Here is a 21,358-nt window from a genome sequence, read left to right on the forward strand (position 1 = left end):
CGGCTGCGGCGAAAGTGCCGAAACCGCAGATAAACGCCGATTCCGACACCCTTGCGCGCGGACTCTGATACAACTAGAACAGGTTCTAGTTCTTGACGGGTTCATGGTGAGGGAGGCACAGGGTGGACTTTGCCCTGGACGGCACGGCGATCGCGGTTCGCGACGTCGCCGAGGACGTGTTCGCGCGACGGCAGCCCGACTGGGAGTCGACGTTCGGTGGGCGTCATTCCGGTGGGACGGCAGCGGCCAAGCAGGAGGCGACCCGCGGCGGGTTCGAGGCCGATGGCTGGCAGGCGCTCGTCGACGCCGGACTGCTCGCCCTGCCCCTGCCGGCCTCGCTCGACGGTGACGAGGTCGACGAGTCGGGTCTGCTCCCGTTGTTCCGCCGGATCGGCCGGGCCGCGGCGGTGACGCCGGCGCTTGGATCGCTGACCGCGGCGCTCGTGTTCGCCAGGGCCGACGCCCAGGACGGCGAGGGATCGGTGTGGTCGCGGTTCGGCAGTTCGCTCACCGGCGGCAGCTGGGTGTCGGTGGCGATCGGCGAACACGGTGACGCCCTGACCGCGCATCCGCGGACCTCCGTCCGCGACGGGCGGCTCACCGGCACGAAGGTCGGCGTCCTGCACGCCGACGGTGCCTCGCTGTTCCTGGTGGCCGCCGACGCCGGTGTCGTCGCCGTCTCGCCCGCCGCCGACGGGGTCACCATCACGCGCACGCCGACCTCGAGCGGCTGGGGCGAGTACACGGTGGCCTTCGACGACGTACCCGTCGACGACGCCGACATCGTGGTCCGCGACCTCGCGATCCTCCGCGACCGCTACCGCCTGGCGCTGTGCGCCTACGCCGACGGCCTGGTCGCCGGCGCCACCCGACTGACCGCCGACCACGTCTCCACGCGCGAGCAGTTCGGCAAGCCGATCGCCTTGTTCCAGGCGGTGGGCCAGCAGCTCGCCGACATCTACGTCGTCGGCCGGTCGATGGAACTCGCGACCACCTCGGCGGCCTGGCGGTTGTCCGAAGGTCTGGACGCCGCAACCGATCTCGCGATCGCCGCCTACTGGCTGGCCGAGGAGGTCCCACCGACCACGCGGACGATGACCCACCTGCACGGCGGCATCGGCGTCGACATCACCTATCCGCTTCACCGCTACTTCTCGCTCACCAAAGACCTCGCGCGTCTGGTGGGCGGAGCGCACGTGCGGCTCGACGAGCTCGCCGACATCACCGACGTCCCCGCCGACGACACCCGTATCGCAGAGGTGCCCGATGTTCATTGATCTCACCCCCGAACAGCGCGCGCTGCGCGCGGAACTGCGCGAGTACTTCGCCGACCTCGTCACTGCCGACGAGGCAGCGGTGATGCTGACCGAACGCCACGGCCCGACCTACCGCAAGGTCATCAAGCGGATGGGTGACGACGGCTGGCTGGGCGTCGGCTGGCCGACGGAGTTCGGCGGCAAGGGTTTCGGTGAGATCGAACAGCAGATCTTCACCAACGAAGCCGTGCGCGCCGACGTCCCGCTGCCGGCGGTGACGTTGCAGACCGTCGGGCCGACGCTGCAGGTCCACGGCACCGAGGAGCAGAGGCAGAAGTTCCTGCCCGCGATCCTGGCCGGTGATGTGCACTTCGCCATCGGGTACACCGAACCCGAGGCCGGCACCGACCTGGCGTCGTTGACCACCACCGCCGTCCGCGACGGCGACCACTATGTGGTCAACGGCCAGAAGATCTTCACGACCGGCGGTCACGACGCCGACTACATCTGGCTCGCCGTCCGCACCGATCGGGATGCTCCCAAGCACAAGGGCATCTCGATCCTCATCGTCGACACCTCCGACCCCGGTTTCACGTGGACGCCGATCATCACCGCCGACGGCGCGCACCACGTGAATGCCACCTACTACCAGGATGTTCGGGTTCCGGTGTCGATGCGGGTCGGCGAGGAGGGGGGCGGGTGGAAGCTGATCACCACCCAGCTCAATCACGAGCGCGTCATGCTCGGCCCCGCCGGTCGTATCGACGGACTCGCGGCCCGGGTGCGTGCCTGGGCGCAGCGGCCGGGCCCCGACGGGACGGTCATCGCCAAGCATCCCGACGTCCGTCGCGCGCTCGCGACCATCGACGCCTACGGCCGCATCAACGAGTTGCTCAACTGGCAGGTGGCCGCGACAGGTGAGGCCATCTCGATGGCCGACGCGGCGGCCACCAAGGTGTTCTCGACCGAACGCATCCAGACCGTCTGCCGGATGGTCGACGAGATCATCGGGCGCTACGGCGATTTCGCCGATCCGGAGACCGCGGCGCTGGTGAACTGGCTCGACGTCCAGGAGAAGCGTCACGTCGTCATCACGTTCGGCGGTGGCGTCAACGAGGTCATGCGCGACATGATCGCGACCGCCGGCCTCGGACTCCCGCGGGCCAAGCGGTGAGCGCGCCCGAGCTCGCCCGCGACGGCGTCGCCGGAGACGAGGCGATCCGAGCCGCCGCGCAGGAGATCATCGACGCCGGACCGAGCGCACCGGTCGCCGGGCGGGACCCGATCAATCAGCCCATGATCAACAACTGGGTCGAGGCGATGGGCGACACGAACCCCGTCTACACCGACGACGCGGCGGCCCGGGATGCCGGCCATCCCGGCATCGTCGCGCCGCCCGCGATGGCGCAGGTGTGGACGATGCGCGGCCTTCACGGGGTGCGGACCGCGGACGATCCGCTGGGTCGCGCGAGCGAACTCTTCGACGAGGCCGGCTTCACCTCGGTGGTGGCCACCAACTGCGACACCGTCTATCACCGCTACACCCGCCCGGGCGAGGAGGTCGCGCTGTCGGCCGAACTCGTCGAGGTCGTCGGGCCGAAGAACACCGCGCTCGGCGAGGGCTGGTTCTTCACCACCCGCAACGTCTGGTCGGTCGGCGGAGACGACGGGGCGCGTGAGGTCGTCGCCGAGATGCGGTTCCGCATCCTGAAGTTTCGCCCCGCCGCACGCGCTGCCGCCGAGCCGGTTTCCGACGCCGGGGTGCCCGACGATCTCGACCCGGCTCGCTTGCTCAAGCCGAGCGCGTCGAGAGACACCGCCTTCTTCTGGGAGGGCGTCGCCGCCCACGAGTTGCGCATCCAGCGCGACGGCGACGGTACACTGCGGCATCCGCCGGTCCCGGCGACCTGGAAGCCGCGCGAGGCCGACGGAACCGTCCCGCCAACGGATTACGTGGTCGCGGCCGGTACCGGCACCGTCTACAGCTATGTCGTGCATCGAGCGCCGAAGGTGCCCGGGCGGCGGTTGCCGTTCGTCGTGGCCCTCGTCGAACTCGACGAGGGAATCCGTATGCTCGGTGAGCTCCGGGGCGTCGAACCGGAGGAGGTGGCCATCGGCATGCCGGTGCGCGCCACCTATCTGGATTTTCCGGCCGATGACGAGGCCGGGACCCCGGCCTGGACCCTGCACGCGTGGGAGCCGGCCGTGCCTACCGAAGGGGAGCCCGCATGACGAGCGTTGCCACCGACCCCGCTGCCGTCGGAACGACGCTGCCGGCGTTGACGATCGAGGCGACCCCGACGTTCGTCGTGGCGACCGCGCTCGCCACACGCGACTTCCAGGACGTGCACCATGATCGCGATCTCGCGCAGGCGAAGGGGTCCAAGGACATCTTCGTCAACATCCTCACCGACACCGGGCTGGTCGAGCGGTTCGTGACCGATTGGGCTGGCCCGACCGCCCGAATCCGCTCCATCGCGCTGAAACTCGGTGTGCCCTGGTACGCCTACGACACGGTCACCTTCACCGGCGAGGTCACCGCGGTCGACGCCGGGGTCATCACCGTCGCCGTGACCGGGACGAATTCGCTGGGCAAGCACGTCATCTCGACCGTCACGCTGACGATCGGTGCGACCGAAGCCGACACGGTCGGTTCGCCCGCGGGTCGAGGGGAGGGACTCTGATGGGATCACTGTCCGGTCAGGCGGTCATCGCCGGCATCGGCGCCACCGAGTTCTCCAAGGATTCCGGACGCAGCGAACTGCGACTCGCCGCGGAGGCGGTGTCGGCGGCGATCGCGGACGCCGGTCTCACACCCGCCGACGTCGACGGTCTCGTCACGTTCACGATGGACACCAACAGCGAGATCTCCGTCGCCCGGGCCGTGGGGATCGGGGACCTGACCTACTTCTCGCGCATTCACTACGGCGGTGGTGCGGCGTGTGCCACGGTGCAGCAGGCCGCGATGGCGGTGGCCACGGGTGTCGCCGACGTCGTGGTGGCCTACCGCGCGTTCAACGAACGGTCGGGACTGCGCTTTGGGCAGGTGAATTCGGCGGTGGCGAACCAGGAGAACTCGTCCGGCACCGAGAACGCCTTCACCTACCCGCACGGGTTGTCGACACCGGCCGCGTTCGTCGCGATGATCGCGCAGCGCTACATGCACGACTTCGGCGCCACCAGTGAGGATTTCGGTCGGATCGCCGTCGTCGACCGCAAACACGCGGCGGTGAACCCGGACGCGTTCTTCTACGACAAGCCGATCACCCTGGAAGACCACCAGAACTCGCGGTACATCGCCGAGCCGTTGCACCTCCTCGACTGCTGCCAGGAATCCGACGGCGGTGTCGCGCTGGTGATCGTGTCCCCGGAACGCGCGAAAGACCTGCCGCACAAGCCCGCCGTGATCGCGGCCGCCGCGGCCGGCAGTGCTGCCGACCAGTACATCATGACCAGCTATTACCGGGACGAGCTCGCCGGTCTGCCGGAGATGGGGCTCGTCGGCCGGCAGCTGTGGTCGCAGTCGGGTCTGAACCCCGACGACATGGACATGGCGATCCTCTACGACCACTTCACCCCGTACACACTCCTGCAGCTCGAGGAGCTGGGATTCTGCGGTCGGGGCGAGGCCAAGGACTTCGTCCGGGAACCGGGTGCCCTCGAGGTGGGTGGCCGGTTGCCGCTGAACACGCACGGCGGCCAGCTGGGCGAGGCCTACATCCACGGCATGAACGGGATCGCCGAAGGGGTCCGGCAGATCCGCGGGACCTCGGTCAACCAGGTCGAGGCGGCCGAGAAGGTCGTCGTGACCGCCGGAACCGGCGTTCCCACAAGCGGATTGGTGCTGACCGCATGACAGCTGCCGATCCGACGCACTTGCACTCGAATTCACTCCGTATGACCAAGGAGCGCGCACGATGAAGTTCAACCTCGCCGATGTCTTCGAGACCGTCGCCGACTCGGTGCCCGAGCGGATCGCGCTCAGCTACCAGGGTCGCCAGATCAGCTATGCCGAACTCGACACCCTCTCCAATCAGGTGGCGCATCTGTTCGCCGGCGCGGGGATCGGTGCGTTCGACAACGTCGCGCTGTTCCTGAAGAACAGCATCGAACACGTGACGAGCCTCCTCGGCCTCCTCAAGGTGCGCGCTGTTCCGGTCAACGTGAACTACCGCTACACCAACGCCGAACTGCAGTACATCTTCGACAACTCGGACTCCCGCGCGATCATCGTCGAACTGCCGGAGCACCAGCGCAGCGTGGCGGCGCTTCTCGCCGAGACGCCCACCGTGCGAACGGTCTTCGTCATCGGGGAGATCGTCGAGGAGCTGCGGGCGGCGGCCGCCGATCTGCCCGGCGGGCGCGTCGTCGACATCGTGTCGTTCGCCGACGCAGAGTCCAAGCCGGACGGTCGGGACTTCGAGCCGCGCACCGGCGAAGAGCTCTACCTGCTCTACACCGGCGGTACCACCGGGTACCCGAAGGGTGTCATGTGGCAGCACGACGACTTCTTCCGCAAGCCGCTGTCGGGGGGCAACCCGTACGGCGAGGCCCGCAAGGATCTCGCGGAGATCGGCACGGCGGTCAAGGATTTCCCGCCCATCGCGTTCCTGCTCGCGGCTCCGCTCATGCACGGCGCGGCGTCGTACTCGTTGTTCACGTTCTTCACCCTCGGTGGCCGGCTGGTCATCCAGCGCGACTTCGACCCCGAGGCGATCGTGACCGAGATCGAGAAGGAGAAGGTCAACATCGTCCTCATCGTCGGCGACGCCATGGGCATGCCGCTCGTCGAGGAGCTCGAGAAGCGGAAGGACTCCGTCGATCTGTCGTCGATGTTCTCGATCACCTCCGGCGGCGCGATCTGGTCTCAGCACGTGCGGGACCGGATGCTCGCGGTGAAACCGGATCTGGTGCTGCGCGACAACTTCGGCGCCTCGGAGTCGGGCAACGACGGCGAGATCATGATGGACGAGAACGGGAATCTGAAGGTCCCGCCGACGGACCGGATGATGGTCGTCGACGAACGGCACAACAAGATCGAGCCCGGCTCGGGCGAGGTCGGTTACATCGCGCGCATCGGCAACGTCCCGCTCGGCTACTACAAGGACGAGGAGAAGACGGCGAAGACCTTTCCGACGCTGGCCGACGGCACCCGGATCTCGATCCTGGGCGACATGGGCACCGTGGAGGCCGACGGTTCGATCGTGTTCCTCGGACGTGGTTCGCAGTGCATCAACACCGGCGGCGAGAAGGTCTACGCCGAGGAGGTCGAGGCGGTGCTGCACGCGCATCCGGCGATCGCCGACGCACTCGTCGTCCCGGTTCCCGACGAGAAGTACGGCCAGCGGGTCGCGGCGGTGGTCAACGTCGCCGACGGGGTCGACGAGCCCTCGTTGGAGGAGATCCAGGACCACTGCCGGGAGACCCTCGCCCGCTACAAGGTGCCCCGCACGGTCGTCTTCGTCGACGAGGTCAAGCGGACCCCGGCCGGCAAGGCCGACTACCGCTGGGCCAAGGCCGCGGCCGCAGCGAACGAGGCCGCCCCGGTCTGATCAGCCCTCGAGTGCCAGACGCACTCCGAGTCCGATCAACGCGACTCCGCCGATCGCTTCGACGCGACGGCGGATTCGTGCGCTCTGCAGCCATCCGGCGATCCGGCCCGCGGCGCCCACCAGCACGGTGAAGTACGCGGCGGTCAGCGCGATGTAGATGGCCCCCAACCCTAGGGTCGTCCATCCCGTCGAGTAGCCGTCCGGCACGAAGCCGGGCAAGAGACTGATGAACAGGATGCCGATCTTCGGGTTGAGGATGTTGGTGAGCAGGCCGGCGGTGAAACCGGAGAACAGCACTCCCGCCTTCCGGCCCGCGGGCGGCTCGACCGCGTCCTGCGATGCCGCGAGATCAGGTGCGGCGCGCAGCAGCGCGCGGACCGAGCTGATACCCATACATACGAGGTAGCCGGCCCCGACGATCTTGAGGATCTCGTAACCGGTCTCGCTGGCCTGCAGCAATGCCGACAGGCCCAGGACCGCGGCGGTGACCCAGACCATCAGTCCGCACACGATGCCGGCGGCGGTCCGGAAGGCTTCGCCGCGTCCACCACGGACCACTCCGCGCAGGACCACCAGGGTGTCCGGACCCGGCAGCAGCACGATCAGCGTCGCGGTGACGATGAAGGACAAGAGCGCGGCGAGCATGAAGGTCATGGTAGGAACCGGGGCGCGGGCGAGCGCGCCGGGGCCGGTGGCCCCCACTGCTGGCCGAGCAGCGTCGACCGAGCGCAGCGAGGCCGCCGCGTCCGTCGAGGTCACCTGGGTCAAGCCACGGACGTCAGCCGCACCACCGCCCACAGTGCGACCACCGCGACGACGAGCGTGGCGGGAACGGTGAGTGCGCCGAGGCGTAGGTACTCGCGGGAGGTCGGGGCGCCCCTGCCCCCGCCGGAGCCGTCGCGGTGCATGATGTCGCGCCACAGCAGATTGGCCAGCGACCCGAAGTAGGCGAGGTTGGGTCCGAGGTTGACGCCGAGGAGCATCGCCAGGACCAGGCCGGGTTCGTGGGCGACGAGCGGGATGAGCAGCAGGGTGGCGGGCAGGTTGTTCACCAGGTTGGCGAGGACCGCGGCCAGCGCGGCGACCGCGAGCAGCGCGACGAGTGATGAGTCATCCGGGATGAGGTTGCCGATCCAGTCGCCGATCGGGCCGGTTCGCACCGGGAGGATGACGACACCGAGCACGGCGACGAATCCGAGGAACGGGATGTTCAGGGCCTGCACCGTCTCCCGCACAGTGGGCAGCGGTGCGTCGAGCAACCGCGGCACCGTGAAGGCGACCGCGCCCACGCCGGCCACCGCGGCCAACGGGACGCCCAGCGGTTCGGTCACGACGAAGGCGAGCAGCAGCAAGCCGAGCATCACCAGCATGAGGGTGGGGCGGGGCGGAGCATCCACCGGAGCCGGATCGCCGGCGATCGAATCGGCTGCCGGGGCAGCGCGCGCGAGCGAGTCGGCGAAGTACATCCGGAAGATGAGGTATTCGACGACGATCGAGGCGATCCAGGGCGCCAGCATGACGCCGGTGAAGCCGAGGAAGGTCAGCCCGGTCGCGGAGAACGCCAGGAGGTTGGTCAGGTTCGACACCGGCATGAGGGTCGACGCGGTGTTGGCCAGGTGTGCGTTCGCGAACGCGACCGGGGTCACCGGCGCCCCGATCCGCCGTGCGGTGGCGACGGCGACCGGCGTCAGCAGGACGATCGTGGTGTCGAGACTGAGGACCGCGGTCGTCGTCGCCGCGGCCAGGAAGACGATGCGCAACAACCGATGTGGCGAGGCCCGACTCCACCGGGCCAGGAGGGCGCCGATCCAGGTGAAGACCCCGGCGCGGGCGCAGGCATCGGCGACCACCAGCATCGCGGCCAGGAAGCCGATGGTCGGCGCCATCGTGGCGATCTCGTCGGCGGCCTGCTCGACGTCGGCCAGGCCGAGCGCGAGGAGCAGCGCGGCGACCGGTGCGGCCACCACAACGGCCGGAACACGCTGGGCGACAACGGTCGCGACGATCACCACGAGCAGGGCGGCGACTCCGACCAGGGTGCCGGCGATGCTGTCCGCGGTGAGTACCACCGGGACAGGCTACTCAGTCGCGGGCGTAGGTGTCGTCGCGGTCCTGGTCGGGGTCGGACTCGATGGTCGGCGGCACCTCGACGACGCGTCGCGGCGTGAGCCACAGCAGCGCGACCGAACTGACGAGCATGATCCCGCCCAGGACGAGGCAGGCGTACTCGAACGGCACGTAGAACGCCTCTTGACTGCCGTCGGCGATCTTCTCCGCGAGCGATGCGGCCTGACCGGACAACCGGTCCACGACGACCGTCGCCTCGGCGAGGGATCGCTCGATCAGCGTCCCGGCCTGGTCGGCCTGGGCGACCATGGCCTGGCCGCCGGCGGTGTCGCCGGCAGCGATGCGCTGCTCACCGGCGGCGGTCAGTTGATCGCGGGCCAGTTGTGCGGTCTCGCCGATGCGCGACTGGTATCCCGCGGCGACGATGCTGCCCGCGATCGCGATACCGATCGCCGCGCCGATCTCCCGGGCGGTGTCGTTCACGGCCGAGCCGACGCCCTGGTTGTCGAGCGGGGTGTTGGACATGATGGCCGTCGTGGCGGGCGCCGACGCCAGACCGATCCCGACCGCTATCAATGCGACCACGCCGGCGAGCGTCCAATACGTCTCGTACCGGAACGATCCGAGGAGGATCAGCCCGACGCCGGACAGCAGGGCGCCGGCGGCGATGACGAACTTGAGCGAATCCAGTCGTACGGCAAGCCAGTTCGCGATGAGCGTGGTGAGGCCGACGCCGGCCACGAACGGCATCAGCGCGACCGCCGACTGCAGCGGGGTGTAATCGAAGACCAGCTGCAGCAACTGCAGCAGCAGGTAGAACATGCCGAACGAGGCGAGGAACTGGACCGCGACCGACAGCGCCCCGGACCCGAAGGCGCGGTTGCCGAGCAACCGGACGTCGAACAGCGGCGACGTCGAACGCAGTTCCACGGCGACGAACCCGCCCGCGAGCAGGACGCCGCCCACGATGCAGATCAGGACAACGGGATCCGCCCAGCCCCGATGAGGTGCCTCGAGCAGACCGAGGACGACGCCGGTGATGGCCAGGACCGAACAGACGGTCCCCGGGATGTCGAAGCGACCGGGGTCGCTGTCCTTGGAGGTGCCGATCGTCAGGCACAGCGCGGCCGCGACGGCTGACGCCGCGGCGAAGGTGATGAAGATCGAGTGCCAGGAGAAGAACTCAAGGAGAAGCCCGGTGACCAGGAAGCCGGCGATGGCGCCGCCGCCGGCGATCGCCGACCAGATGCTGATCCCGACCGCGCGTTGACCTTCCGGCATCCCGGACGTGATGAGGGACAACGTGGTGGGCATGATCAGCGCCGCCGCGGCACCGGCGAAGCACCGGGCCAGGATCAGCTGGGTCGGGCCGTCCACCCAGATCGCCACCAGTGAGGCGAGGCCGAAGAGGAGAAGGCCGGCGATCAGTACCTCGCGGCGCCCCAGCCGATCGCCGATCGCGCCCGCCGGGAGCAGGAGCGCCGCGAGCGCCAGGGTGTAACCGTCGACGATCCAGGTCATCTGACCGGCGTCGGCGCCGGTGTCGATCGCGATGTCGGGCAGGGCAGTGTTGAGGGCGGCCATGGCGGCCACGACCATGCTGACCGACAGGCAGGCGACGAGGACAAGCCAGGCGGACCGGGCGTCGAGGCGGATGGCGGACGGTAATCTCATTCGGCGTCCTGCGCTTTCGGGGTCGGCATGCGGAACCGGTTCGGTCGGCACGTTCGCCGCCACCGCGGTGTTGCGGTTTCGTTATCGCGACACGCTATGTGGGCGCCGACGCTACTCGAGTAACTTGTGACACATTTATCACTGCAGTATCGATACCGGGCGAACGCGAGACCGCGCCGGTCCCCGTTGGCCCCGGACAACCGAAAGTGGTGACAGGTCATGGCCTCACCCCGAATCGCACGAACCCCCGCCGCTGCTACTCCCGCTGCCGCGACCGCGGCCGCATCGCCCGACGTCGCCCCGAACGGGACCGAGATCTCGCCCGCCCGCGTCCATGTGTGGCGTGTGCTGTCGATGCTCGCCGCACTCATCGGCGTCGTCGTGGCACTCGTGGCCATCGCGTCGTCAGCGGTCTGACCCGACCCTCTGGGGAGGTCGGTGCGACCGCCGACGACGCGCGCGCCGACTCCTAGGCGGCGTGCCGCTCGATGGCGGCACCCAGACGCGGCAGTGCCGCGATCACGTACTTCTTCCCCTTGCCGCGCAGCGAGTTGTACGCCTTCGCGAGTGCGGGCTTGGCGGTCTCGGCCTGCTGGTCGGTCACCGACAGCAGGGCCTCGGCCGCGGCATCTCCGTTGGCCGAGAGGTGGTCGCCGAAGGCGACACCGGCAGGCTTGGAATCCCAGAAGGGCGCCAGCGCCTTCAGGAAGTCCTCGGCCATCTGATCGGTGGCGCTGCGCACGACACCGGGCTTCACCTTCTGCACCGCGGAGTAGGCGGTCTTCACAGCAGCGCCGCTCAGACCCGACTGGTCGGCCACCTCGGCGTCGATGACACCGACGAGGTCGGTCACCAGTGCGCTGCGGTTGTCGGCGAGTAGGGGCGTCAGCGAATCGCTCATGGGCGTCTCCTCGGGGATATGCGACGGGAACCTGCGGGCCGCCTCGCGGCCCGACTGTGTAGCGTACTGGCCCCACGGGACAACGTCTCCGGGCTGCGCCCGGGCCGTCGCGGCGACGGGACTACTGGCGACGTTCGCAGACCACATTGCCGAGGGCCTTCGCGCCGTCGCGTTCGACGACGGTCGCGGTGGCCAGCAACCGGGAGCCGTCCTCCCAGACCTCGACCGCGAGGGTCTCGCCCGGGAACACCACGCCCGCGAACGACGCCGAGTAGTCGGCGACGGCGGTCACGTCGCCGCCGAGGACCTCGTCGACGATCACGCGGCAGACCGTGCCGTACGTGCACAGGCCGTGCAGGATCGGCCGGGGAAAGCCCGCGCGGGAAGCGAATCCGGGGTCGGAGTGCAGCGGGTTGCGGTCTCCGCACAAGCGGTAGAGCAATGCCTGCTGGGGGAGCGTCGCAACGGTGAGGCGATGATCCGGCGCGCGGTCGGGGTAGTCGACCTTGGCCGACGAACCGCGTTCGCCGCCGAAGCCGCCCTCGCCCTTCGCGAAGATCGACGAGCGGGACGTCCAGAGGGTCTGCCCGCCGTCGTCGGTGGTCACCGACTCCTGCACGATCACTGCGGCCGACCCCTTGTCCTGGATCTCGGCGATCCGGGTGCGGGTGGTCGCCTTGCCGGCGGCCGGCAGCGGCCGGTAGGCGGTCACCTGCTGGCTGCCGTGGACGACCTTGGCGAGGTCGATGTCGATGCCGGGGAACGACACCTTCGGGGGTTCGGTGGTGTGGAACCCGGCGGCCACGGTGGCGAAGGTGGGCAGCACCTTCGGCGTCGCGTCGTGGATGTACTCGAGCCCGGTGGTGTCCATCGGGTCTGCTGCGGCACCCACCGCGAGGTTGTAGAGGGCGGCGTCGGAGGCCGACCATTCGAAACTCACCTCGGGCAGTTCGGCACCGAGGGCGACGGAGAGGTCGATGGGCATCGGGTCAGGCTCCTGTCGATGTCGGGGTGGCGGCCTTGGCGGCGATGTCGGTGGCGGCCAGGTATCCGAAGACCATGGCCGGACCGATCGTCGCGCCCGGGCCGGCGTAGGTGTGCCCCATGACCGGCGCGCTGGTGTTGCCCGCCGCGTAGAGACCCTCGATGACCGAGCCGTCGGCCCGCAGGGCGCGACCCGAGGCATCGGCGTTGATCCCGCCCTTGGTGCCGAGATCGCCCGGGACCATCTTGACCGCGTAGAACGGACCCTTGCTGACCTCGCCGAGGCTCGGGTTGGGCTTGTTGGTGATGTCGCCGTAGTAATGGTCGTAACCGCTTGTGCCACGGCCGAAGTCCTCGTCGACACCCTTGCGGGCGAACCCGTTGAACCGCTCGGTGGTCGCGGTGAGCGCGTCGGCCGGTACCCCGATCTTCTCGGCGAGTTCGCTGATGCTGTCGGCCTTCACGACGACGCCCGACTCGAACCACTTCTTGGGCAACGGCTGTCGCGCGTTGATCCCGGCGAAGAGGTAGCGGTTTCGGCACCGCTGGTCGAAGATGAGCCACGACGGCACGTTCTCGCCGGGGCCCTCGCCCTGGCCGAACTCGCCGCCGTACATCTGGTGTACCGCTTCGACATACGGCAGCGACTCGTTCATGTAGCGCTGCCCGCGCGTGTTCACCATGAAGGTGCCCGGTACCGCCCGCTCCGACAGCGCGAACCACGGACCGCGCGGCAGCGGGATCGTCGGACCCCACCAGGCGTCGTCCATGAGCGACACCGCGGCGCCGATCTTGAGGCCGGCGTTGATGCCGTCGCCGGTGTTGCTGGGGGCACCGGTGGTCCACTCGGAGCCGATCGGGTCGCGCTGGTACTTCTTGCGCATCTCGTCGTTGTGCTCGAATCCGCCGCAGGCGAGGATCACGCCGTGGCGGGCCCGGATCTCGACGCGGTTGCCGTCGGATTCGGCGATCACGCCGACCACGCGGCCGTCTTCGGTGATGAGGTCGGCGAGGCCGGTGTTCAGCCGGACCGGGACGCCCGCCTCGCGGACGCCGAGAAGGAGCTCGGCCGCGAGTGCTGCGCCCATGGCGATCAGCTTCTTGCCGCGGCTGCGCGCCCAGAAGAACCGGCTGCCGACCTTCGCCATCCGCAGCGGACCGCGCCAGTGACGCAGGCCGGTGTTGAGCCAGCGGTAGTCCGACTGCAGGACGACCATGTTCAGCGGCGCCTTGGTGTACTGCGGGTGCAGGGTCTTCAGGTCGTCCCCGAGGCGGCGCGCGTCGAACGGGCGCGGCTCGATCGACCGTCCGGCGAGCCGGCCGCCGGGCGCCTCCGGGTAGTAGTCGGAGTAGTTCTTGACCCACTCGAGGTCGAGGGGGGCGTGCGCCATCAGGAAGTCCAGCGCCTCGGGTCCGCGGTCGATGTAGGCGTCGATGCGGTCGGCGGGCGCGTGTTCGCCGATGATCGCGTGGACGTACTCGCGGGCCTTGTCCGGGGTGTCGGTCACGCCGTCGCGGCGGAGGACCGAGTTGTTCGGGATCCAGACCCCGCCCCCGAGCGCGACGTCGAGCCGCCCCAGTACGGCGATTTCTCGATCAGGACCGTCGACAAGCCCTTCTGAGCTGCGGTGATCGCCGCGCTCAGGCCAGCACCGCCGGCTCCCACGACGACGACGTCGTAGGTCTCGGGTTCGGTACTGGTCTGTTCTGGTTCGGTCGAGCCGGCCATGGGGTCCCCTTCGTGCGGGCAGCTGGAACGTGTTCTACCTGAATTAGAACACGTTTCAGAAATGCCACGCCAGGGGTGCTCCCGTTCCCGTCGACTGTGCGCCCGAATCCGTCGACTGTGCGTCTGAACTCGTTCACTGTGCGTCTGTCCTCGTCGACTGTGCGACGGGATCGGACGCGCCGGTGATCACATGCCAAGGATCGAGGCCGCCGTCGAGGATGCGCGCCGCCAACTGCTCCGACCAGTCGTGCTCGGTCCCGTGCCGGTCGCGCCAGGTCCACAACGCCGTGGTGAACCGGCCGAGGGAATGTTCGGCGGTGAACCCGATGGCCCCGTGTATCTGATGGGCCGCGGCCGCGACGTCGTGCGCGGACCGCGACGTGACGATTTTCGCGGCGGCGATCGCGTCGCGGGCCGTAGCGATGTCTTCCGACGACGCGTCGGTGGCTGCCCGGGCGGCGGTCTCCATCATCGTGCTCTGCGCGGCCATGTGCGCGAGCGTCTGTTGGATGGCCTGGAACTTGGCCAGTGGTCGTCCGAATTGGACCCGCTCCGCGGCGTATCGGACCGTGCGTTCGCGGACCGCCCGTGCTGCGGCCGCCAGAGCGACCGCGTAGACGAGTGCCCCACGCGTGTGGAGATCGTCGACCGTGACCGGCGACGGGGCGGAGAACGTGACCTCGGCGTCGTCGAAGACGATGTCGCTGCAGTCCAACCCCATCAGGTCAGTGCCGGGCTCGACCCGAAGCCCCGGTTCGCGACGATTGACGACCGCGATCACGGGACCGTCCGCGGTCGCCGCCAGTACCGCGATGCCATCGGCCGTCGTGGCGCGTGGGACGCCGATTGCCCTGCCGCTGAACTGAATCCGATCAGCGGACCGGACCGCGGTTCCGTCGTCGACGACCGCTACGGTCGCGGTGACGCCATCGAGGGCGTGTCCGACGCTGCCCGCGAGCCAACCGGCGAGCAGTGCGTGTTCTGCATACGGGGTGACCGCCCCGGCTTCAGTGAGGGTGCCGAGAACCACGAGGGCATCGGCGAGATCGGCGCCCTGACCGCCGGCCGCCTGCGGGACGTCGAGCGCGGTGAATCCGGCTTCGGTCAGCGCCTTCCACAGCGCGTTGTCGGCCTCGGTGGCCGGTGTCCGCAGATCGACCGGGAACCGTGCGACCATGGCGGCCGTCGCGGCGGCGAGTTCTGCTGCCAGTTCGGTCATCGCATCCCCAGTCCGCGCGCGACGATGCCGCGCAGGATCTCATTGGTACCCCCACGCAGGGTGAAAGCCGGTGTGTGCAGGACTGATTGAGCCAGCAGGCGGTCGAAGTCCGACCCGCCGGTGCGCCGCGGGATCGCGCCGGACGCATCCCGGATGGCGGTGACGAGGTCCCCTTCGAAGGTCGAACCGAGGTCCTTGACCATCGCCGCCAGTACGTCGGGTTTGCCGCCGGATTGAAGTTCGCGCGCCACCTGCATCGACATCTGGCGCAGCGCCCAGGCCTGTGCGGTCAGCTCGCCCAAAGATTTCCGCTGCTGCGGTGTCGCGCCCTGTTCGCGGAGCAGATCGGTCCAGGCGCGGAGCAACGGCAGCGTGGACAGGTAGCGTTCCGGCCCCGAGCGTTCGAAGGCCAACTCGCTCATCACCTGTCGCCATCCCTGTCCGCGTGCACCGAGCAGGGCCGAGGAGTCGACGACGGCGTCGTGGAAGATCACCTCGTTGAAGTGCGCGTCGCCGTCGATGCTCGCGAGTGGACGGATCTCGATGTCGGGGTGCGGGAGGTCGACGACGAACTGCGACAGTCCCTGCTGGCGGTCCTCGGTGGTGCCGTCGGTGCGTGCGAGGAGCACCATGGCGTGCGCGATGTGAGCACCGGTGGTCCAGACTTTGGTGCCGCTAATGGTCCACGAGTCCCCGTTGTCGGTGGCCCGGGTGCGGACCGCGGCCAGATCGGAGCCGGCGTCGGGTTCGCTCATCCCGATCGCGAAGAACATCGTGCCCGCCGAGATCCGCGGGATGTAGTGCAGCCTTTGCGCCTGCGTCCCGTTGGCGAGGATGCCGGGGGCCATCTGCCGATCGGCGATCCAGTGCGCCGCGACCGGTGCGCCGTGCGCGAGGAGTTCCTCGGTGATCACGAAACGCTCGACCGGCGTACGACCCTGCCCTCCGTACTCGACGGGCATGGTCATACCCAGCCAGCCCCGATCGCCGAGTCGTCGACTGAAGTCGGAATCGAAACCCGTCATCCAGCTGTCGACGTCGGGACGGAAAGCGCCCTCGGCGAGTTCGGTCCGAAGGAACTCGCGCACCTCGGACCGCAGGGCGCGCAGGACGTCGTCGGAAACATCCACGGCTTCCTGGCTCATGACCGGCCGGGACCGCGGGACGACCAGTTCTGCCCCTTGCGGGCCATCGACCACATCTGCATGCCACGCTCGATCTCGATCGCCGAATCCCAGGTCACCGCCGGCGGGCCCAGTTCGAGTCGTACACTGGCCATCACCCGGCGCGTCAGCTCCGGGTCGCGCGAGGCGGGTCCGGTCAGATCGGCGACGATCGCCGGGATGTCCGGAACCGGTGCGGCCGCGTACGCCAGGCCACGTTCGACCGCCTGCGCACCGGACAGCGACTGACCGCAGACGGCGAGCGCGATCGTGTCGGCCCGCCCCACCGCACGGTTCAGCAGGGTGAGGTGCCCGCCCCCGGGATGGATGCCGCGGGCGAGGAATCCGCTGTCGAGGACGGCGTCGGGCGTGGTGACGAGCAGGTCGACGGCGAGCGCGAGGTTGAGGCCCGCCCCCACGGCCCCACCGACGACGACCCCGACCGTGGGGACCGGCAGGGACCCGACCCGGACGAACGCGCGGTAGACCGCGGACAGCTGCGCCACCGATTCCGGTGCCGCCGGATCGGTCGACGCGCCGGCCAGGATCCGCGTGTCGGCCCCGCTGCAGAAGTACGAACCGGCTGCGTCGACGACGACCGCGCCGATGTTGTCGTCCGCGGTGACCCGGTCGCAGAACTCCTCGATCGCCGCGGCCATCTCGAGGGTGATGGCGTTCTTGCGGCGTGGGTTGTTGAGCGTCAGCCGTCCCACGCCGTCGTGGAAGGTCGTGAGGACGGCTTCGCCGGTGTCGTCGGTGTCCGGCGAGACTGGATTCGGGGACTCGGAACTCATGACGAGAACCGTAGTCGTCCGGTGCGCGCGTGATGGCCGATCTCGGTCACGCCTCGGAATGCGCGACGATCGGACCGAGGACTGCCCGCAGACTGCAACGTGTTCTAAACTAGAACGCGTTCACATGTGGAAGGCGAGGGCACGATGACGGTTGAGCAGGGGATTCGCGAGCAGATCGCAGCCGATCTGGCGCGGGCGGAGGCGACGGCGGCCGCCATCGACCGCCCCACCGACGCCCATCCCGACCTCGATGTGGTCGACGCGTACGAGATCCAGCTGATCAACATCCGCAAGCGGCTCGACGCCGGCGCGAAGGTCGCGGGGCACAAGGTCGGCCTGGCCTCCGAGGCCATGCAGAAGATGATGGGCGTCGACGAACCCGACTACGGCCATCTGCTCGACGACATGCAGTACTTCGAGCACACCCCGATCGATGCCAAGAAGCTCTGCTTCCCGCGCGTCGAGGTCGAGGTCGGTTTCATCTTGGGCGAGGACCTGCCGGGCGAGGGCTGCACCAATGAGGACGTGATCGACGCGGTCGCGTGGGTGGTGCCCTCTATCGAGCTGATCGACTCGCGGATCAAGGACTGGAAGATCACCCTGTGCGACACGATCGCCGACAACGCGTCGTCGTGTGGCTGGATTCTCGGACAGCAGCGCGTCCCGATCTCCGAGATCGACACCGGCGACATCGAAGCCACGCTGACGCGCAACGGCGAGATCGTGGCGAAGGGCAACTCGTCTGCGGTGCTGGGGCATCCGCTGAATGCGGTGAGTTGGCTCGCGCGCAAGGTCGAGGGCTTCGGGGTGCGCCTGCGCAAAGGTGACGTGATCCTGCCGGGCACCGCGACGCGGGCCATCGACATCTCGTCGGGCGATCACTTCGTGGCCGACTTCGCCGGTCTGGGCAGCGTCACCCTCGACTTCACCTGACACGAAGTGTCCCTCGATTCACCGAGTCAACAACAGCTTTCACCGAGTAAGAGGAGGAACCCGTGGCAGCCAAGCTGACCGCAGCGATCATCGGGTCGGGCAACATCGGCACCGACCTGATGTACAAGCTGGAGCGCTCCGAGGTGATCGAGCCGCGCTGGATGGTCGGCATCGATGCCGCCTCCGAGGGCATGAAGCGCGCGGCCGATCATGGCCTCATCACGATGAGTGGTGGTGCCGACGAACTGCTGGCGTCGTCGGAACGTCCGGATCTGATCTTCGAGGCGACCTCGGCCTATGTGCACCGCGAGTACGCACCGAAGTACGAGGAGGCGGGCATCATCGCCGTCGACCTCACCCCGGCCGCGGTTGGCCCCGCGGTGGTGCCGCCGGCCAATCTTCGCGAGCATCTCGACGCGCCGAACACCAACATGATCACGTGCGGCGGGCAGGCGACAATCCCGATGGTGCATGCGGTGAGTTCGATTGTGCCGGTGCCGTATGCCGAGATCGTCGCGTCGGTGGCCTCGGTGTCGGCCGGGCCGGGCACCCGCGCGAACATCGACGAGTTCACCGCGACGACCTCGGCGGGTGTCGAGACGATCGGCGGCGCGCAGCGCGGCAAGGCGATCATTATCCTGAATCCGGCGGACCCGCCGATGATCATGCGCGACACCATCTTCTGTGCCATCCCCGAGGATGCGGACACCGATGCGATCGCCGAGTCGATCCACCGGCGGGAGAAGGAGATCCAGGCCTACGTGCCGGGATACCGGTTGCTGCAGGATCCCCAGTTCGACCCGCCGAGCGTCCTCAACGGCGGACACGCCCGAGTGTCCATCTTCGTCGAGGTCGAGGGTGCAGGGGACTTCCTCCCGCCGTACGCCGGGAATCTGGACATCATGACCGCTGCCGCGACGAAGGTCGGCGAAGAGATCGCGAAGACGAAGTTGGGAGTTCCCGCATGAGCACCAATGTGGTTCTGACACCGCGCGACCCGAAGTTGATGGCGAACGCGCGCAAGTACTCCGACACCCTCGACATCCGCATCACGGACTCGTCGCTGCGTGACGGCAGTCACCACAAACGCCACCAGTTCACCGAGGACGAGGTGCGCGCCATCGTCGGCGCCCTCGACGAGGCCGGGGTGCCGGTCATCGAGGTGACCCACGGTGACGGTCTGGGCGGTTCATCGTTCAACTACGGTTTCTCGAAAACCCCTGAGCAGCAGCTGATCAAGGCTGCCGCAGAAACAGCGAAGCGCGCGAAGATCGCCTTTCTGATGCTGCCGGGGCTGGGCACCAAGGACGACATCCGGGCGGCACAGGACAACGGCGGTCAGATTTGCCGCATCGCGACGCACTGTACCGAGGCCGATGTCTCGATCCAGCACTTCGGACTCGCGCGCGATCTCGGCCTAGAGACCGTCGGGTTCCTGATGATGAGCCACAGCCAGCCTCCGGAGGTCATCGCCAAACAGGCCCGCATCATGGCCGATGCCGGGTGTCAGTGTGTGTACGTCGTCGACTCCGCCGGTGCGCTGGTCCTCGAGGACGTGACCGTTCGGGTCCAGGCCCTGGTGGCCGAACTCGGCAACGACGCGCAGGTCGGGTTCCACGGGCACGAGAACCTCGACATCGCGGTTGCCAACTCGGTCAACGCGATTCGAGCGGGTGCCCAGCAGATCGACGGCTCGATCCGGCGTTTCGGCGCGGGGGCCGGCAACACGCCCACCGAGGCCTTCGTGGGTGTGTGCGACAAGCTCGGCATCACCACGGGCGTCGATTTCATGAAGATCGCCGACGCCGCACAGGATGTCGTCCGACCGGCGATGCCGTCGGAGTGCCTCGTCGACCGCTCGGCCATGATGATGGGCTACGCCGGCTGTTACAGCTCGTTCCTCAAGCACGCCGAGGGCCACGCCGAACGCTACGGCGTCTCGGCCGCGGAGATCCTCCTCGAGGCGGGTAGCCGCAAGCTGGTCGGCGGCCAGGAGGACCAGCTCATCGACATCGCCCTCGAGCTCAAGAAGAAGCAGGACGCGAACGCCGGGGTCTGAGCAGCGATCCGCTGGGCCGCTTGCCGGTTGCCGCTCAGCTCCGGCTGATATGCGCGAGAAAGTCGCGCGCGGCGCCGGCGGTCGGTTGTGGGCCCGAGAGCCACACGGCGCGGAGCGGCCGGGCGAGATCGAGGTCGGCGACCGGGACGTGGGCGAGCCGGTGACCGAGGTCGTCGGCGACCGAGAGGTCACTGAGGACTGCCGGACCGGCTCCCGCGATGACGGCCGCCCGCACCGACGCCGTCGTGGACAGTTCCAGGACGGGTGGCGCGGCCTCTCGTCCGGGGCCGAGGGTCCTGGCAAGGGCGCGCTCGAGAAACTCCCGGGTGCCCGAGCCCTCCTCACGCGTCACCAATGGAGTTCGGGCGAGATCGGCGGCCGTGACCGGCCGCCGCAGCCTCGTCCACGGATGACCCGGCGGTACGACTAGGATCAACTCGTCGCGCGCGACGGTCCGGCTGCGCAGACCGGTCTGGACGCGGGACCCTTCCACGAAACCGAGTTCGACGTCGCCGGCACGGACGAGGTCGTACACGTGATCGGAGTTGGTCGCGGTGAACGACACCTTGGGAGCAGGCTGATGGTGGGCGGCGAACGAGACGAGCCAGCGGGGCAGGAGGTGCTCGGCGACGGTGAGGCTGGCGGCCAGGCGCAGCTGATCACGTCGTTCGAGGCGTAGTGCGGCCAGCCCGGCGTCGAATTCGCCGGCCAACGTCAGCAGGCGGTCGGCCCATTCGGCGACGAGTCGCCCGGACTGGGTGGGCACCGATCCGCGCGGTGTGCGTGTCAGCAGGGCGACGCCGAGCTGCGTCTCCATGGCGCGGATGCGCGCTGACACCGCCTGCTGGGTGACGCCGAGTTGGGTCGCGGCGGCGTTCAGGCTGCCCGTGCCGACCACCGCCTGCAGGGTCTCGAGGGACGCTAGGTCGGGCATCCGCGGACTCAGCACCATCGCTCGAGGGTACAAGCGGCGGTGGTACCCCGGATACAAACGGCGGTTGTGCCCTGCCAACGATTCGGGTCCTAC

At 68.7% G+C, this 21,358-nt stretch carries 19 protein-coding genes and 1 pseudogene; 10 read left to right on the plus strand and 10 right to left on the minus strand.

What is annotated here, in order from left to right; all coding sequences use genetic code 11:
* The first annotated feature begins 122 nt into the window (after positions 1-122).
* From MVF96_RS04110 to MVF96_RS04135, 6 genes are all read left to right on the plus strand, one after another.
* Positions 123-1,277, plus strand: a complete 1,155-nt coding sequence (locus MVF96_RS04110) for an acyl-CoA dehydrogenase family protein (protein ID WP_247451333.1) — start codon at positions 123-125, stop codon at positions 1,275-1,277.
* A complete protein-coding gene (locus MVF96_RS04115; RefSeq protein ID WP_068970485.1) occupies positions 1,267-2,430 on the plus strand; it encodes an acyl-CoA dehydrogenase family protein in 1,164 nt (387 codons plus the stop codon). The genes MVF96_RS04110 and MVF96_RS04115 overlap by 11 nt, the downstream gene beginning before the upstream one ends.
* Positions 2,427-3,488: a bifunctional MaoC family dehydratase N-terminal/OB-fold nucleic acid binding domain-containing protein gene (locus MVF96_RS04120; protein WP_068970486.1), complete on the plus strand. Its 1,062-nt coding sequence runs from the start codon at positions 2,427-2,429 to the stop codon at positions 3,486-3,488. The genes MVF96_RS04115 and MVF96_RS04120 overlap by 4 nt, the downstream gene beginning before the upstream one ends.
* Positions 3,485-3,940, plus strand: coding sequence for a MaoC family dehydratase (locus MVF96_RS04125; protein WP_068970487.1), 456 nt, complete (start codon positions 3,485-3,487; stop codon positions 3,938-3,940). Before MVF96_RS04120 ends, MVF96_RS04125 begins: the two co-directional genes overlap by 4 nt.
* Positions 3,940-5,112, plus strand: coding sequence for a lipid-transfer protein (locus MVF96_RS04130; protein ID WP_065629128.1), 1,173 nt, complete (start codon positions 3,940-3,942; stop codon positions 5,110-5,112). Before MVF96_RS04125 ends, MVF96_RS04130 begins: the two co-directional genes overlap by 1 nt.
* 61 nt (positions 5,113-5,173) lie before the next feature.
* A complete protein-coding gene (locus tag MVF96_RS04135) occupies positions 5,174-6,808 on the plus strand; it encodes an acyl-CoA synthetase (RefSeq protein ID WP_247451335.1) in 1,635 nt (544 codons plus the stop codon).
* Here MVF96_RS04135 and MVF96_RS04140 read toward each other — a convergent pair whose 3' ends face one another.
* The 3 genes from MVF96_RS04140 to MVF96_RS04150 all read right to left on the minus strand — a co-directional run bounded on the left by MVF96_RS04140 (position 6,809) and on the right by MVF96_RS04150 (position 10,549).
* Positions 6,809-7,453 (minus strand): LysE family translocator, encoded by a 645-nt coding sequence (locus MVF96_RS04140; protein WP_247452052.1) that lies wholly within the window; start codon positions 7,451-7,453, stop codon positions 6,809-6,811.
* A 119-nt stretch (positions 7,454-7,572) separates the two neighbouring features.
* A complete protein-coding gene (locus tag MVF96_RS04145; protein WP_247451337.1) occupies positions 7,573-8,877 on the minus strand; it encodes an SLC13 family permease in 1,305 nt (434 codons plus the stop codon).
* 13 nt (positions 8,878-8,890) lie between these two features.
* A complete protein-coding gene (locus tag MVF96_RS04150; RefSeq protein ID WP_247451339.1) occupies positions 8,891-10,549 on the minus strand; it encodes an MFS transporter in 1,659 nt (552 codons plus the stop codon).
* 219 nt (positions 10,550-10,768) lie between these two features.
* Here MVF96_RS04150 and MVF96_RS04155 point away from each other — a divergent pair, with 219 nt between their 5' ends.
* A complete protein-coding gene (locus tag MVF96_RS04155) occupies positions 10,769-10,966 on the plus strand; it encodes a hypothetical protein (protein ID WP_065629132.1) in 198 nt (65 codons plus the stop codon).
* 52 nt (positions 10,967-11,018) lie between these two features.
* Here MVF96_RS04155 and MVF96_RS04160 read toward each other — a convergent pair whose 3' ends face one another.
* The 6 genes and pseudogenes from MVF96_RS04160 to MVF96_RS04190 form a co-directional block, all read right to left on the minus strand.
* Positions 11,019-11,450 (minus strand): DUF6918 family protein, encoded by a 432-nt coding sequence (locus MVF96_RS04160; protein ID WP_058251180.1) that lies wholly within the window; start codon positions 11,448-11,450, stop codon positions 11,019-11,021.
* Between the two features lie 121 nt (positions 11,451-11,571).
* Positions 11,572-12,435: a MaoC/PaaZ C-terminal domain-containing protein gene (locus MVF96_RS04165; protein ID WP_065629133.1), complete on the minus strand. Its 864-nt coding sequence runs from the start codon at positions 12,433-12,435 to the stop codon at positions 11,572-11,574.
* A 4-nt stretch (positions 12,436-12,439) separates the two neighbouring features.
* Positions 12,440-14,163 (minus strand): annotated as a pseudogene (kstD, locus tag MVF96_RS04170) (3-oxosteroid 1-dehydrogenase).
* A 133-nt stretch (positions 14,164-14,296) separates the two neighbouring features.
* The gene (locus tag MVF96_RS04180; RefSeq protein ID WP_247451343.1) at positions 14,297-15,382 is read right to left on the minus strand and encodes an acyl-CoA dehydrogenase family protein; all 1,086 of its coding nucleotides are present in this window, start codon (positions 15,380-15,382) and stop codon (positions 14,297-14,299) included.
* Entirely contained in the window at positions 15,379-16,527 is a 1,149-nt protein-coding gene (locus MVF96_RS04185; RefSeq protein ID WP_247451345.1) for an acyl-CoA dehydrogenase family protein, read from the minus strand. Before MVF96_RS04185 ends, MVF96_RS04180 begins: the two co-directional genes overlap by 4 nt.
* On the minus strand, positions 16,524-17,339 hold the full coding sequence (locus MVF96_RS04190; protein WP_247451347.1) for an enoyl-CoA hydratase/isomerase family protein: 816 nt from the start codon (positions 17,337-17,339) through the stop codon (positions 16,524-16,526). Before MVF96_RS04190 ends, MVF96_RS04185 begins: the two co-directional genes overlap by 4 nt.
* Positions 17,340-17,483: 144 nt before the next feature.
* Here MVF96_RS04190 and MVF96_RS04195 point away from each other — a divergent pair, with 144 nt between their 5' ends.
* The 3 genes from MVF96_RS04195 (at position 17,484) to dmpG (ending at position 20,331) form a co-directional block, all read left to right on the plus strand.
* The gene (locus tag MVF96_RS04195; RefSeq protein ID WP_058251404.1) at positions 17,484-18,272 is read left to right on the plus strand and encodes a 2-keto-4-pentenoate hydratase; all 789 of its coding nucleotides are present in this window, start codon (positions 17,484-17,486) and stop codon (positions 18,270-18,272) included.
* A gap of 62 nt (positions 18,273-18,334) precedes the next feature.
* The gene (locus MVF96_RS04200) at positions 18,335-19,240 is read left to right on the plus strand and encodes an acetaldehyde dehydrogenase (acetylating) (protein WP_058251175.1); all 906 of its coding nucleotides are present in this window, start codon (positions 18,335-18,337) and stop codon (positions 19,238-19,240) included.
* Positions 19,237-20,331: a 4-hydroxy-2-oxovalerate aldolase gene (dmpG, locus tag MVF96_RS04205; protein ID WP_159370112.1), complete on the plus strand. Its 1,095-nt coding sequence runs from the start codon at positions 19,237-19,239 to the stop codon at positions 20,329-20,331. Before MVF96_RS04200 ends, dmpG begins: the two co-directional genes overlap by 4 nt.
* A gap of 34 nt (positions 20,332-20,365) precedes the next feature.
* Here dmpG and MVF96_RS04210 read toward each other — a convergent pair whose 3' ends face one another.
* Positions 20,366-21,283: a LysR family transcriptional regulator gene (locus MVF96_RS04210; RefSeq protein WP_247451349.1), complete on the minus strand. Its 918-nt coding sequence runs from the start codon at positions 21,281-21,283 to the stop codon at positions 20,366-20,368.
* Positions 21,284-21,358 lie beyond the last annotated feature (75 nt).

The organism is Gordonia hongkongensis (assembly GCF_023078355.1).
GTDB lineage: Bacteria > Actinomycetota > Actinomycetes > Mycobacteriales > Mycobacteriaceae > Gordonia > Gordonia hongkongensis.